The sequence below is a fragment of the Candidatus Symbiopectobacterium sp. NZEC127 genome, from assembly GCF_025962675.1.
Classification (GTDB): Bacteria; Pseudomonadota; Gammaproteobacteria; order Enterobacterales; family Enterobacteriaceae; genus Symbiopectobacterium.
On record NZ_JAGFPG010000004.1, the window covers coordinates 80,988 to 94,931 of the forward strand.

13 protein-coding genes are annotated in these 13,944 nt (G+C 46.3%); all 13 read left to right on the plus strand.

The features are described 5' to 3' along the window. Positions 1 to 15 precede the first annotated feature (15 nt). The 13 genes from sctN (at position 16) to J5069_RS16195 (ending at position 13,944) form a co-directional block, all read left to right on the plus strand. A complete protein-coding gene (gene sctN / locus J5069_RS16135) occupies positions 16 to 1,311 on the plus strand; it encodes a type III secretion system ATPase SctN (RefSeq protein ID WP_264644847.1) in 1,296 nt (431 codons plus the stop codon). After that, entirely contained in the window at positions 1,295 to 1,756 is a 462-nt protein-coding gene (locus J5069_RS16140; RefSeq protein WP_264644848.1) for a hypothetical protein, read from the plus strand. Before sctN ends, J5069_RS16140 begins: the two co-directional genes overlap by 17 nt. 379 nt (positions 1,757 to 2,135) lie before the next feature. Then, positions 2,136 to 2,618: a hypothetical protein gene (locus J5069_RS16145; protein ID WP_264644849.1), complete on the plus strand. Its 483-nt coding sequence runs from the start codon at positions 2,136 to 2,138 to the stop codon at positions 2,616 to 2,618. Continuing rightward, complete coding sequence (locus J5069_RS16150) at positions 2,618 to 3,547, plus strand: FliM/FliN family flagellar motor switch protein (RefSeq protein WP_264644850.1); 930 nt, start codon at positions 2,618 to 2,620, stop codon at positions 3,545 to 3,547. The genes J5069_RS16145 and J5069_RS16150 overlap by 1 nt, the downstream gene beginning before the upstream one ends. After that, entirely contained in the window at positions 3,537 to 4,205 is a 669-nt protein-coding gene (locus J5069_RS16155; protein WP_264644851.1) for an EscR/YscR/HrcR family type III secretion system export apparatus protein, read from the plus strand. The genes J5069_RS16150 and J5069_RS16155 overlap by 11 nt, the downstream gene beginning before the upstream one ends. Beyond that, the gene (sctS, locus tag J5069_RS16160; RefSeq protein WP_264644852.1) at positions 4,202 to 4,456 is read left to right on the plus strand and encodes a type III secretion system export apparatus subunit SctS; all 255 of its coding nucleotides are present in this window, start codon (positions 4,202 to 4,204) and stop codon (positions 4,454 to 4,456) included. The genes J5069_RS16155 and sctS overlap by 4 nt, the downstream gene beginning before the upstream one ends. 11 nt (positions 4,457 to 4,467) lie before the next feature. Beyond that, positions 4,468 to 5,232 (plus strand): type III secretion system export apparatus subunit SctT, encoded by a 765-nt coding sequence (sctT, locus tag J5069_RS16165; RefSeq protein ID WP_264644853.1) that lies wholly within the window; start codon positions 4,468 to 4,470, stop codon positions 5,230 to 5,232. Positions 5,233 to 5,250: 18 nt separating this feature from the next. Continuing rightward, positions 5,251 to 6,390 carry an EscU/YscU/HrcU family type III secretion system export apparatus switch protein gene (locus J5069_RS16170; protein WP_264644854.1) on the plus strand — a complete coding sequence of 380 codons (1,140 nt, stop codon included), beginning with the start codon at positions 5,251 to 5,253 and terminating at the stop codon, positions 6,388 to 6,390. Positions 6,391 to 6,523: 133 nt separating this feature from the next. Further along, entirely contained in the window at positions 6,524 to 7,078 is a 555-nt protein-coding gene (sicA, locus tag J5069_RS16175) for a type III secretion system translocator chaperone SicA (protein ID WP_413542249.1), read from the plus strand. Continuing rightward, positions 7,078 to 9,003 carry a type III secretion system translocon subunit SctE gene (gene sctE, locus J5069_RS16180; protein WP_264644855.1) on the plus strand — a complete coding sequence of 642 codons (1,926 nt, stop codon included), beginning with the start codon at positions 7,078 to 7,080 and terminating at the stop codon, positions 9,001 to 9,003. The genes sicA and sctE overlap by 1 nt, the downstream gene beginning before the upstream one ends. Positions 9,004 to 9,063: 60 nt before the next feature. Beyond that, positions 9,064 to 10,299, plus strand: a complete 1,236-nt coding sequence (locus J5069_RS16185) for an IpaC/SipC family type III secretion system effector (protein WP_264644856.1) — start codon at positions 9,064 to 9,066, stop codon at positions 10,297 to 10,299. A gap of 86 nt (positions 10,300 to 10,385) precedes the next feature. Beyond that, positions 10,386 to 11,567, plus strand: coding sequence for an IpaD/SipD/SspD family type III secretion system needle tip protein (locus J5069_RS16190; protein WP_264644857.1), 1,182 nt, complete (start codon positions 10,386 to 10,388; stop codon positions 11,565 to 11,567). 463 nt (positions 11,568 to 12,030) lie between these two features. Next, entirely contained in the window at positions 12,031 to 13,944 is a 1,914-nt protein-coding gene (locus J5069_RS16195; protein WP_264644858.1) for a hypothetical protein, read from the plus strand.

The following is a 13,944-nucleotide window of genomic DNA, read 5'->3' on the forward strand; positions in this document are numbered from 1 at the left end:
GACGGGAGTGCAACCATGGTCGCGCAAAACTTTGTCCATCTTGCTCACCCTGTAAGAATTCAGGGAAATGTAATAGAGGCCTATTTACCCGGTACCTATATTGGCGAGGTGTGCGAGGTGCAGCGTTCCCTTCAGGATTCAACACGAGTAGGGCTTGCGCAAGTCATTGGTTTTAATCACGAGTACACGCTATTAAGCCTGCTAAATGATAACCAGGGGTTTTCTCGTCGCAATGTGCTCTATCCGACGGGTAACCCGTTCAAGATTGCGCTGAATGACGATGTTGCTGGCACTGTTCTTGATGCGATGGGCAATGTCCGCGCTCGGCTCGATAGCAACGCGTCGCGCGATCCCGGCGTGAAGCATGTGCTGACGGTGCAAGGAGAAGCCAAAGATTTTACCCAGCGCAGGCCGATTGATACGCCACTGGTGACGGGAGTACGAGCGATCGACGGGCTGCTCACGTGCGGCTTGGGTCAGCGCATGGGCATTTTTGCCTCTGCTGGCTGTGGCAAAACATCGTTAATGAGCATGCTGATTGAGCATTCCGAGGCGGACATTTATGTTATTGGTCTGATTGGAGAACGCGGGCGTGAAGTTACCGAGTTTATCGAAACGCTAAAACAATCCCCGCGCAGTGCGCAAGTGGTGCTGGTTTACGCCACATCAGACCGGTCGTGTATTGAACGTTATAATGCCGCGCAGATAGCGACACGTGTGGCGGAATATTTTAGCGCTAAAGGGAAGCATGTCCTGCTGTTTATTGATTCAATAACCCGTTATGCGCGAGCGCTGCGTGATACCGCACTTAGCATGGGTGAAATGCCGGCCCGACGCGGTTATCCCGCCTCGGTATTTGAAGCATTACCTAAGCTGTTGGAGCGGCCTGGACGTTTTCATCAGGGTTCAATAACGGCCTTCTATACGGTATTGATTGAGAATGAAGAAGAACCGGATGTTATTGGCGATGAAGTTCGTTCTATTCTCGATGGACATATTTATCTGAGTAAAAGGTTGGCTGCTCAAGCGCATTATCCGGCGATTGATATTTTACAAAGTATTAGTCGTGTGTTTCTTCATATCACGCCATCAGAGCAACAGCGTGCCGCAGCTCGTTTTCGAGAATTGCTGTTTCGGCAACGAGATATGCAACTGTATCTGGACCTGGGAGAATACCAGCCAGGAGAGAATGCAGAAAACGATACGGCGCTGAATAAAAAGGAGCAGATGGAGGATTTTCTCAAACAGGACATGACGCAGAAAATCGAGATAACCACGTGTTTGGATAAACTTTATGCATGCCTGGCGTAAAGGACATGCTTTTTTGGCTTTGCTGGAGCATAAACAACATCGTGCCGGGCATGATAAAAAAAAGAGTGAAGCGCTATTGGATGAGATGTTTTACGCCATTGCGCAATGCCGTAGGGAGTATGACGCAATAAGCACGAAGATTGCTCAGTTGATGTCGCCTGGGGTGCTTAGTCGCAGTGAAATGTACCAGCGTATTCGGCAGCAGGGTGTATTGATGAGTAACCAGCAAGATATTACTCAGCGCATTATTGATTTGCAGAATGATGCTGATATTGAAAAACAAAAAATAGAACAATGTCAGAGCGTGATAGTCGGGTGTGAAAAAAGACACCGCAATATTGCACGCAATCTTCAACGTATGCGACATAACCAACTTCAACGTGCAGATACCACTACTGAAAATGATATTGAGGAGAGAGTAAGTTATGGAGATAAAACCGGGTGAGGCATCAATAAAATCCCAGATGTCATCGGAAACCGACTCTGAAAGTGAAATATCCCTCGAAAAAATAGCGGAGAAAAAGAAAAAGAAGGAAACACACAGTTCCGAAAAAATTACGTATTTGCATTATTACACTGCAATTCTGCATGACAAACCGTTGAGCCTGAAACAGAACGGAGCGCCAGTGACAGAAAAGGGAAAAAAACATGAGTTACACGATCAGGAAATGCGTCGGCGTGATGTACCTGTTTCACCCACAATCGCGTATTGCGCTACAGCACAGGATGGGATGCCCGTCGTGGTAAATAGCACGATAGTACAAGCCAACGGTCAAGCGGGTTTCGTTCCCCTTCTTGAACAAGGAAACAGCAAGGTGCCTGATATGACTGACCCTGTCACAGTATCTGACGTGTCCAGCGCTGTCGATGTGCGGCCCGTGGCGGAATATGTGCCTGCTGTGGGTCCTGTGCATGACATCAGAGGGCAATACGGCACGTTCCGCTCGCCAGCGGATGTAACCCACCCCCAGCGTAATGAGCCAATGACCACACCCTTTACCACGATTACACAGCGAGAGAGGTTGAATGCGTTGCGCCTTGGTGACTCTCGTGACGATCAAACTGTGCGGATCAGCTACCCGTTCCAACGTTGGTTTGGCGAACACTCCGTCAAGGTGTCGCTACGGCGTGACAGCCTGTTTGAAAGCGCAATGGTTCTGCAACCGTCCGATGTGCGCGCCTCCGATGCGTTAACCCGGCAACTTGATCACTGGCCAAAGCAGACTCCGCACATTTTGCTTCCCGATAGCGTGGGCGATGAACAGCAGCAAGGCCAGCAGCAACGAGAACAGGAAGAGGAACAATAATGAATGTGCGGGAGCGGTTGCGTCGCAGGCCTCAGCAGGTCAATGTCGCCTGGGAAGCAGCACTGCCTGTTCCGGGCAGTGAGATTGCGCAACCCAGTCCCTCGCGTCGTTACCTCAGCCTTGATTTAACGGACGAGGAGCAGAATTGCGCCCAGGCATGGGTTGATGCCGATGAGTGGGCTGCGGCGAGTGGGTGTGAACTGCCTGGTATTGCGTGGGAACAGGTGCCGCTTGGCTATCTTTCTCGTTGGCTGTGTCATCACCAGCCTGATTGGTGGGTGGCAAATAAACGGTGGGAAATTCAACAGGCCTCTATTCCTGCAAGATCGTTGCCGGTTTCACTTACGCTTATACCTGCCAGGCCCTGTTCGTTGCTGTGTTGTGACTGGCCGGAGAACCAAGAACAGGCGCTACTGATTTCCCGTCCCTGGCTTGAACATCTTCCTTTTACCCTGCGCTATATGTTGGGCACTACCCGCTTGCTATTGGCGCAACTGGTGACGATAGCCAAAGGCGATTTGATTCGTATTGAACATTACGATCCCATGCTGCTTATTGAACGTTGTCCAATCGCACATTTTTGTTTAACTCAGGACCTGGAGGTTTTTGTGGAGGAGTTTTATATCGCTGACTCAGATGATGCGCTACGAGAAGAGGATGAAATAACATTTGAATGGATGAATTTGCCTGTCAATATCGAATTTGTATTAGATAAGGTGACGCTTACGGTCGGCGAATTGGATAGTTTGCAACCCGGCGCGCAGTTGCCGTTAAATAGCAATGCGGAAAAACAGATTAGAATTTATCTGAATCGCAAGCTATTTGCGCGCGGTGAGTTAGTTGTACTGGATGACGGCTCACTGGCGGTAGAGGTAAACAATATGAACGGCGCTGCAACGGGGCAAGTGGGCTCAATGTATGCTGAGTAATGACGTCTCATTAATTATACTGCTGTCGTTCTTTACGTTGTTACCTTTTATTATTGCCGGTGGCACCTGTTTTATAAAATTTTCTATCGTGCTTATCATGGTTCGTAACGCGTTGGGGATTCAGCAAGTGCCTTCAACGTTGACATTGAATGGCATAGCATTGATCATGACCGCCTTTGTTATGATGCCAGTCACCCAGAATATACTGAAGTTCGTTGAGCGAAATAATATCAATTTTAATGATGCGCAGTCGGTCAGCCTGTTTATGGATAAAGGGTTAGGAAGTTACAGAAACTATCTGGTGCACTATTCCGATCGCGATCTGATTTATTTTTTCTACAATGTCCAGCAGGGCAACAAAGACAGCGTGCTTCAACTGGAAGAGCATGAAATGCAATCTTTACCGTTGATGACGTTGATGCCAGCATATGCGTTGAGCGAAATACAAAGTGCCTTCAAAATTGCATTTTATCTCTACGTGCCATTTGTTGTTATTGATATGGTGGTTTCCAGCATTCTGTTAGCGCTTGGGATGATGATGATGAGCCCCGTCACGATCTCTATCCCGATAAAATTAATTCTATTTGTTGCGATGAATGGCTGGAGCCTGTTAACCAAGGGGTTAATCACCCAATATACAGAACTCATGACATCATGAATAATATCCTCTTTATTGGTAATAATGCATTGTTGTTAGTGCTTAAGTTAACGGCTGTTCCTATTGCTTTTGCAACTATAGTAGGGATTGTTGTTGGTCTATTTCAAACGGTAATGCAAATACAGGAGCAGACGTTGCCTTTCGGGGTGAAATTATTGGCGGTGTTTGCCAGTTTGTTCATGCTGACTGATTGGTTTTCGGCGGAGATGCTCTATTTCTCATATCAGGTGTTTTCAATGGCGTTTCAGTGAGAAATAACATCATGTTATTCGTTAGTCTCTATTTACATTTTCAACATAATGTCATGATTTTAATGCTTGCCTATGCTCGTCTGGCTATTGTTTTTTATATGTTGCCCATTTTAGGGGAGCGGGTATTGGCGAATCTTATCGTAAAGAACACCGCGATATTTCTTGTGATTATCGGCTTGTGGCCCTGCGTTGAGGCGAGTCCCGCCACGGATTTAGGGGGCGTGATGGTACTGGTAACAGAACTGGTCGTGGGCCTGATTTTAGCCGTAACGCTTTGCTTGCCTTTTTGGATGGTGATAGCGCTGGGTGAACTTATCGATAACCAACGCGGCGCGACGATAAGCGATAGCATCGATCCGGTGCACGGTGTTCAAGGTTCCATTCTCTCTGGTTTTTTCAATTTTGCCTTTGGCGCGATCTTTTTTGCTCAAGGCGGTATGCGTTTGCTGGTTGAAGTATTGGCAGCAAGTTACCGGGTATTGCCCAAAGGGAGTGAGCTGAGTGAAATGAACATTAACGAGACCGGGCATTTACTCTTGATGTTAATGCAAGGCAGCATCATGTTGGCAGCACCTGTGCTCATTGTCATGATGTTGTCAGAAGTATTGTTAGGTGTCTTTTCGCGTTATTGCCCGCAGCTTAATCCATTTTCTCTCTCGTTGACCATCAAAAGCGTCATCGCTTTTGCTGTATTTTTGCTCTATGGATTCCAATCATTGACTGAAAAACCCTTACCTCTTTTTTCCTTACAGGCGTTTCAACGCTTTTTTATTTGACGTCATGGAGAAAGAGATATGGCTGAGAAAACAGAAAAACCGACAGAAAAGAAAAGACGTGATTCAGCAAAGAAGGGACAAACTTTTCGCAGTCGGGATCTTGTTGCAACTGTGGTATTAATTTCAGGTGTTTTTTTCCTGGGGAGCAGCATGGATTTCGGCCCGCTTATAGAACTATACAGTATTGCATTGCTATATAACAACAAGATGACAGCTATCTCATACAGTATTCAATTGGTGGTGATTTTATTGCAGATGTGTCTGCCTTTTATCGCTCTGTGTATCGTTGTCGGGTTTGCCACAACATTGTTGCAAACTAAATTTTCAATAGCTACTGAAGCTTTACGTTTTAATATCAAAGCACTCAATCCAATCGAAGGGTTTAAAAGGATATTTAGTCTTAGGACTGCTAAAGATTTTGTGAAATCATTTTTGTATCTGGGCGTATTGTTTGGAACGTGTTATACTATTATCGTCTACGAATTAAAAAACATACTTTTGGTTTATCATGGCACCCTTATGCAGTTAATTGCCTATTGGGTGTCTGTCACGATAAAAAGTATATTGCTCTTTATTCTTTGGTCTGTGCTTGTTTTGTTGGCGGAATTCATTGTTGAATACTTTCTCTACATCAGAGAGATGAAAATGGATAAGCATGAGGTAAAACAAGAGCGCAAAGAGTTGGATGGTAATCCTGAAATCAAGCGAGCCCGACGCCGGGCGCATCATGAAATTCTCTCAAGTGAAGAGCGAACCGCAATCCGAAACTCAGAAGTGATCATGGCCAATCCTACACATATTGCGGTTGCAATTTATTTTAATATGGAAGTGGCTTATTTACCGTTTATCTCTTTGCGATGTTCAAACATGAAAGCGCAGGCAGCAATTGCCTATGCGGAAAAAGAAGGAATACCGGTTGTTCGTGACGTAAAGTTGGCAAGGAAACTTTATAGCAGTTACACCGCATACAGTTTTATTTCAATAAACGATGACGCGCTTATGGCTGTTATGGATATATTGATATGGTTGCGCCGAGTCGAACTCGAAGAATTGGATGCGTTTAACGATAATAATGAGGTCAATGAGTGTGAAGGCGAGGTTTCTCAAGAATCGCCATTGGCAGATTCTGGAACAAAATTATGTGATAAGAAACAATAGTACGTTTTTTTTGTACCCGGGTTTCATGGGTGAACAGTATGATAGTGCTTGTATTCATTACTATCTACACTCTCGATGAATTTATCGTTATATTAACATTTTTCCATTTTATCCATAATATGGAAGGTCTAAGATGAGCTTTAAAAAGGTAATGGATGCTAAAAATGAATTGCGTGATGAAGTTGAGGAAACATTGCTCAAAGATTATTCTGAGCAACTCATGGATGCCATTCATAATGGTGCAACGTTAAAAGATGTTCATGGCGTATCGAACGAAACAATGAGTGATGTTTATAAGCTTGCCTATGACTTTTATCATATGGGCAAGTTAGATGACGCTGAATCACTTTTTCGCTTTTTATGCATCTACGATTTTTATAATCCAGAGTATGCAATGGGGTTGGCTGCTGTTTATCAATTGAAGAAGAATTACTCAAAAGCCATTGATTTTTATGCATTATCATATTCACTGTCAGAAAATGACTATCGGCCTATGCTCTACGCCGGACAGTGTAACCTGATGCTCTGTCGTTCGGTTCAGGCGAGTAAGTGTTTTGATATTGTAACCGAAAAATGCACTGACGTAAGCTTGACGGAGAAGGCACAGGCTTATTTGGCTGCCTTAAAAGATATGGATGCTAACGAAGAAAATGGATCGCAAAAAGAGGATGCTAATAGGGAGGCATAATGAACATAGCTATTGATGATTTTTCTTCGGCATTCGCATTCTCTGGTGGTGGAGACGTTGAAACATATCGAACTGAATTAATAAAGCAGAGCACCGCTATTAAACGTTTTGGTGAGGCAGGGCTGAGAGAGCATCCGCAACGAGATTCTGTTGCAGTGGCGATGACACTATTACGGCCAGAGCAACTGGCTGCCATTTTGCAAAATACTACTAACGCGTTGCAGGGAAACGCTGCTCAGCCCCGGACACCACAAGATGCCAATATACCGCAATTGGCATCGGAGCCTTTCGCTTTATCTCCGTTGTCCCAAATCGCATCGGGTGCAGACAACCCCGCGACTTCGCTGACTGCCTCTGCTCGCATGACTAGCCTGTTAGGCAAAATAAATCAGCTGACTGGCGATGTGACACTACAGAAAATGGTCGATCAACTGAAGATATACAATGCGCAACTGGCGGGTCATTCTCAGACATATGGTGTACTCGCCGATCAATTAGAGCAGCATGCTCAGCAGTGGGCCAATGACAGTGATGCGTTGACGCAGGCACAGACGCTGGTCAATGGGTTAAAACAGCAGGCTACCGCGGCAACGGACACCTATACCGATGCGCAAAAGCAGTTGCAGTTTTTGCAGAATCAAGCAGAGCGGGAATTACAAGAGAACGGCGTGCTATCCCCTGACCTGAGTAAGAAAATAGAGGAAGCGAAATGTGCTGTTACCGAGGCATATAACCACAAACAGCGCGCTGTGGCCCACTATGAGGATGCACTCAAAAACAGACTGGAGCCTGCACGCCTGGCAGAAATTGCCAGTAGAGCCATTCTGGAAAACACCAGGCAGCAAGCACAAGCCCTGCTGGGCTCTATGCCTAACCAGCAAATATCCGTTATTGAATATAAACGGAAACAGCAAAATGAAAATGCAAAAAGTCTCAGTTATTTGCTGGCCATTGTCGCTGAACTCATCAATAAAAGTGCCAGTGAGGATTTACAGGCTGGCGCTGCATTGAAGCAGAAACTGGCAGAAGCAGCGGTTAAAGATGCTGAAAAAAAAGCGCGTGAATACGACATTGAGCAGCGTAAAGCGGAAGAGATGCAAAAAACCATGGGCTGTATTGGTAAAATTCTCGGTTGGGCTATCGCCATTGTCGGTTTCGCAGCGGCTATTTTTACTGGTGGGACATCATTAGCGCTGGCTGCCGTCGGGTTGGCATTGACGGCTGGCGATGCCATCTACCAGGCGGTCACGGGCGAGTCTTTTATACAACAGGCTATGCAACCGATTATGGAACACATTATTAAGCCATTAATAGATCTTCTGGCTAAATATTATTCATTTATTTTGGAACAACTTGGGGTTGATAAAGAAACGGCTGCAATAATAAGTGAAACGCTGGGGGCAATTGCTGCCGTTGTACTATTAATTGCAGTAGCAATGGTGGCAGGAAGCCTGATGGGTAAGCTGGTCGATAAACTCTCTTCCACTGCGATAATACAATCCACCCGGGAGGCAATGAAAAAGATGTTGCAAACCATGATGGACAACACGATTGGACGAACCATTATGGCGTGGGGGTCAACGGCTACGCGTTCGTTCATCGTTCAAAGTATAAAAAGTGCCAGATGGGTTAATAGGGTACAACAATCCCAAAATGTCGCGATGACCGTTAACGTTGCAATGCAAACCGGCATGGAAATCGTTGTGGCTGGAAATAAAGTGGAAGCAGAAAAAGTACGCGCCAAAATGCTAGAGGATCTTGCACTGCAAAATATATTGAATGCACTGATGGACCGAATGGTGGATAGCTTTACTCAACGCATTGCAGCTGCCAATGCCATTATCGAAAATATGGCTACTGTGGCTGAAAACCAGATGCAAGCGGGTAAATTCATTACCCGAAAAATGCAACACGTTGCGGGGTAACCCTATTTATCGTAAGTGGATTTCAAAAATGATATATTTATTAACACGGAGTTGAAAAATATGATGACCACATTATCACCTGTTGCAACTCAAAACGAGCTGATTTTAAAAACGGATAATACCGCACCCTCTACGCAGCCTTTCACCGAGCGTTCGCCGGATGTCCTTTCTTTGGCGCACCTGGTCTCTGTTTCCAGAAGTATCGGTGACGCGAATAACGCCTATGCCAATTCGCTTCCCGTTGAATTGATGGCTCCTGCATCAACCAATAAAGTCATACCTTCTGATACCAAAGCTGAACTGATGCAGAGGCTGTCTGATTCCCAGCAAGGAAGAGACATCGACAAGATAGAACAGGTCGTTGCGGGGGCTGCTACCCTGTGCAGCGCGCAACTTCTATCTGCAACAGATAATCCGTCAAGACGCAGTGAAAATGAAAAGGCAGGCAGGGCAGCGACGTCCCATACCGTGGAACACACCGCTGTGCGTTCGCACGCCGCCGTTGAAGGGGGAACAGACATTACACCGGTACATTCTGGCGGCTATCGTTATAGTAACGTGATGGGCAATATGGGTATTTTAGATGCGTTTACCGATATTTTGCAGTCGTTAAATCGGCAGGAAGCGCATTTTAATGCATCGGCGGCACAGTGGTCTCATTTTGCCATGACGTCAGCCAATGCGACTGGCCAGCATCTGGTTCGCGCTGCACGGGAAAATCAGACTGGCGCGATTGTTGCCGGGTCGTTAAGCATGGGGATGCAGGGCATCTCGGCATTCTCGACGGGCAAATCTTTGAAATCGGAATCAGCCTCAATAGAAAACAATTTGAAAAGGTCTCATCAACTTAACGAACAAGCGGATATGGCCAGAAACGGCCTACAGCACCATAAGGATAAATTGGTTAATGACGGTATCACGGTCGATAGTGATGTTTCCGCACGTCTGGTACAAGCACACGCAAAGTTGAATACGGAAAGTCAAATACTGCGCGATAGCCATCAACAAATATCGAATACATCGATGAAAAACCGCATTCAAGCCGATGCTTTGATGCAAGCTAGCCGATCGGTTCACGATATCACACAGGGGACATACGGTGTCACGGCGGCGGAGCAAAGCAAAGAAGCCGAAATAATGCGAGCGAATCAAACGGTGAGTGGTGAAGTGGACAGTGTTCATCAGCAAACGGCAAAAAAATCCAGTGAGGGCGAATCTGCCTTACGGCAAGCGTTACTGGCTATTCTTAATAACAACAATGATGCGGTCTCCGCAGTTGCCAGCAAGATGGCATAACGCATTCGCGGCTTCTGTTGCGACATCTTCTTGATAGTTGAGCCGCTATCTCTTTTATTTTGGGCGAAAAAATGACTATTTCTACTGTGCTATTACCGGCCTGCACGGCAAGGTTTCCCGGCGTGGACGCCGCTCCCTTTACCACAGCAGCGTCTTGGCAGGGGGCACCGGAGGTCTCCGAGGCTTATTCGCTGCATGATGTGAAAACCGTTTTGCTGTTTCTTATCACTGACAACCAAGAGGAAAATACGCTAACCCGATGGCCGATAGCATTCTGCGAAATGCATGACAAAATGCTCAGTCTTGAGCAGTTGCTTACCCGTTTTAACATGAATCCCAGTTTGCCATCCGGTGAGAAATTATTGCAGTACGTTGACGATATCCGTCTTGCGCAACAACAGAGTGCTTTGCCGGGAGAAAACGGCGATGACATAACAGCGCAGTTGACGGCATTGCAGCAGGCCATTCAGGCGCAACTTAACAAGATTCAGCATCAGATTCGTGACGACAAGTTGAATAATAAAGCATCGTTAGCCAGGTCGGAAAGCATGGCGCACCATGCGCAGGATGTTATTCCTGATGAGGAATCTCAGCCCACGTTGCATCGTGCCCGAAGAAGTGTGGATGCGCGAAGTGAGCCGTTTACTACGAGTACCAGTTACGCGGATCTGTGGGCGGAAATCGTTAACGTTATCGCAGGTGTTAAAACCAACTACGTGGATTTCTATGGCAATTTATTGCAGAAATACACTGAAATGTACGATGAATACAATAAAACGGTGCAAAAGGTTGCCGCCGACTCTACGCATTCAGGAAAAGAAGCAAATTCAGTCAACTTTGATGAGCCCAACCTGAGAAAATACGGGTATCAGGTTTTTAATAACTGGATTGGAAAAACTCCGCTTGGCAGTGTACCTGACTGGGATAAGATGAGCCCCAGTCAGCAAAAAGAAATGGTAGCGACGTTGGAGCCGGCTTTCAAAGTCAGTACTGATGGGAAAGTCAGTTTTAACAAGGATACCTTTGATAGCGTTTCTTTGGCGAAAGTAACGGATGATGGTTCGTATACTGATGTTTCGACCACCCGCTATCAGGCCTGGCTGGCGAGCTTCAATTCTGTAAGCAGCGCTTTCCAGAGTAACATGCAATCTTTCGCCCAGCGATATAGTCAGGCGAACAGCACATTCGATAATTTAAACAAAGTACTGAGTAGTGTCATCAGTACGCTGGGGGAGAGTGCCAGAGAGGTACTAAAAGCACTGTCATAATATTCAATCCACCTGTTTTTTAAAATATCTATGAATTTCAAACCCAGAAATAATAGTGACATTCTTTTGCCGTATTATAATTTGATGAGAAATTCGGCAATGACAACGTCAGAATTATGTAATCTAAAAGATTATGTTTATCGATATAATTATAGTATACCGGAGAAGGTTGAGGTGATAAAAAATCAGCCGATGACGGACAGGGAGCGAGAGCTTTATCAGAAAGAACGGCGTGTCCGCTATTTTAGAAAAGTACCAGTATATAACGCTCCGCCCGTTTATGGGGATAACCCATCAGTCAATGCACACATGGATGCGATGCGTCCCAGAATACCTGAACCCAGAGCCGAAATTACCTGCTCACGGTGTTGGCGTGTGGTGGTTAAACATATAGAACGAGTAAGAAATAGTATCGTAGTGAGTTTGAGAAAATTAGTTAATTACTGATTATCGTGGAGGCTTTATGACAATTGGAGCATCTGGAAATGTAAGTCCAGGGTTTGGCAGGTATATTCAGGCCGATGTTTATCATCGAATGAATCGAGAGCTCCCCCAGATTGAGACAGTGACTGATAATGTGGTTGGGTGCGCTAACGACGGTGTTTCGCTAGCCGTAAAAAACTTTATCCATGCACCCGACAAAGTAGGCTGTGTATACGGATTGATTCACACCCAGTCGCAAGCCGCGCTGCCTGAAGCGTTACGCAATGCCAATACAACGGTTGAATGCCGTGAGTTATTCAAAAGCGTTCTGGGTCTGCTTTCCACTAAGGAAGCTAATTTCACTTCAACCGAGAAAGCCTGTTATCAAAAATTATGCGACCGTTTTTGTTCCGAAATCATAAAAGAGCCTGAGGAGTTCAACGCGAATATTAGTCTGAATAAACATGTAAAAAATGTCACTAAAGACGATAAACAATTTTGGGTAGCAGCGGCACCGCTGCTTGAAACCTACAGTAAGGATATATTGGAGGATCTCACCGCGCATATGCTCAATCAGTCGATCAATGCGTGGTGTGAATATCATAATGTCACCGATCGTGAGTGGGCGCGCTCGAATATTGAACAGATTTTCTCTGGCAATATTCGTATGTGCTTCAACGTGATCGATGATGAGGTCATGGGGATTACCAAGGAGGCAAAAGCCGCAAACCAGGATCACGCGGATATCCACGGGGCGATTATCCGCTTTGGGTATATGAAAATTTTTGATGCTGTTGCGTCAATCCCATTAGCGCTTCAGCGTCAAACGCCCACTGGCGCTGCGAAGCCAAGCACCTCAGAAAAGGCGGTGGGAACGTCAGATGCAACGGACAACGTGAATGGGCATCACTTACCGACAGCACCGACAGCATCATCTTCCCCAGGTAATATCACCGTTTATGGCAGCAATGCGACGGCCACATCGTACGGTGGAAATACGCCAACGACGCCACCTGATCCCTGGAGTTCAATAACAGAAAAGCTATTGGCTTCAGATAAAATAGATAAAGATCAGCGCTTTGTGTTATTGAAAGATCTGATTGCCTCGATGGGTGAGCGGCGCGAGACACCGTCGGATTTTATCAACCGCTACCCGCTGCTCAGCCGATTGAATGGCATCAGTACGCAAGATTTACCTGTCTATTCGACGCTGCCGAATGGGAAGATCACCACGATGGCCGAGTCTTTCTCTATGGGGACTGACAGCGTGAAGCCCACCGCACCGGAGGTTGAACACGGACGGGAACCTCGCGTTCAGGTACAACGGCTTCCTTCCTCCAGTAGCTCCGTGGGTTCCGCTATATCGACGATGTCACCGCCACGATCGCCTCTGGATAATTTCCAAATTGGTACACTATCGCCCAAGCACAACATCAACCCCTTGGCATCACTGGCGGCATACCCTACCGCCGAAGCCTATCCCTCCGCCGTTGTCGCTGAAAAGGGGCCTGCGGCAAATGACGATTTTTCTGTGACAGAAGCGACTGGCCATTCGGAGGTAGCCTCTTCAGCAGGGGGGGGCTCATCCGGCATCAACAAGGATGATCTGGCCTTGCTGAAGCGCTGGCTTGGTGAGGAAGTCCCAGAGAATGAAAACGAAATGGCGAGCATCGATAAACTGATCCTGCGCGAGGACGGCGTGTATACCCAAACGCTGGAACACTTCCTGGAAAGAGCATTTCTCGCCGATGTAGGCACTGAAGAGCGCAGTGATATGCAGCAGGTCTATATCAACGAGGCATTTCGTAAAATGCAATTGCACGAAGATTTTTTCCAACTGAGCCGCAACGCTCAGAGGTTGGTAGAGAAATACAGCGAAAAACGCAATTCTCGGGTCTTGACCACCATGCCTGGCGTGAGGCGCACCCTCTCTTCACAGACATCACGAGGATGA

What these genes read in the sequence shown, in the direction of transcription:
- J5069_RS16150 (WP_264644850.1), top strand. Translation starts at nt 2,618, where the DNA reads ATGAATGTGCGGGAGCGGTTGCGTCGCAGGCCTCAGCAGGTCAATGTC.
- J5069_RS16170 (WP_264644854.1), top strand. Translation starts at nt 5,251, where the DNA reads ATGGCTGAGAAAACAGAAAAACCGACAGAAAAGAAAAGACGTGATTCA.
- J5069_RS16140 (WP_264644848.1), top strand. Translation starts at nt 1,295, where the DNA reads ATGCATGCCTGGCGTAAAGGACATGCTTTTTTGGCTTTGCTGGAGCAT.
- sctS (WP_264644852.1), top strand. Translation starts at nt 4,202, where the DNA reads ATGAATAATATCCTCTTTATTGGTAATAATGCATTGTTGTTAGTGCTT.
- J5069_RS16195 (WP_264644858.1), top strand. Translation starts at nt 12,031, where the DNA reads ATGACAATTGGAGCATCTGGAAATGTAAGTCCAGGGTTTGGCAGGTAT.
- J5069_RS16155 (WP_264644851.1), top strand. Translation starts at nt 3,537, where the DNA reads ATGCTGAGTAATGACGTCTCATTAATTATACTGCTGTCGTTCTTTACG.
- sicA (WP_413542249.1), top strand. Translation starts at nt 6,524, where the DNA reads ATGAGCTTTAAAAAGGTAATGGATGCTAAAAATGAATTGCGTGATGAA.
- J5069_RS16185 (WP_264644856.1), top strand. Translation starts at nt 9,064, where the DNA reads ATGATGACCACATTATCACCTGTTGCAACTCAAAACGAGCTGATTTTA.
- sctT (WP_264644853.1), top strand. Translation starts at nt 4,468, where the DNA reads ATGTTATTCGTTAGTCTCTATTTACATTTTCAACATAATGTCATGATT.
- sctE (WP_264644855.1), top strand. Translation starts at nt 7,078, where the DNA reads ATGAACATAGCTATTGATGATTTTTCTTCGGCATTCGCATTCTCTGGT.
- J5069_RS16145 (WP_264644849.1), top strand. Translation starts at nt 2,136, where the DNA reads ATGACTGACCCTGTCACAGTATCTGACGTGTCCAGCGCTGTCGATGTG.
- sctN (WP_264644847.1), top strand. Translation starts at nt 16, where the DNA reads ATGGTCGCGCAAAACTTTGTCCATCTTGCTCACCCTGTAAGAATTCAG.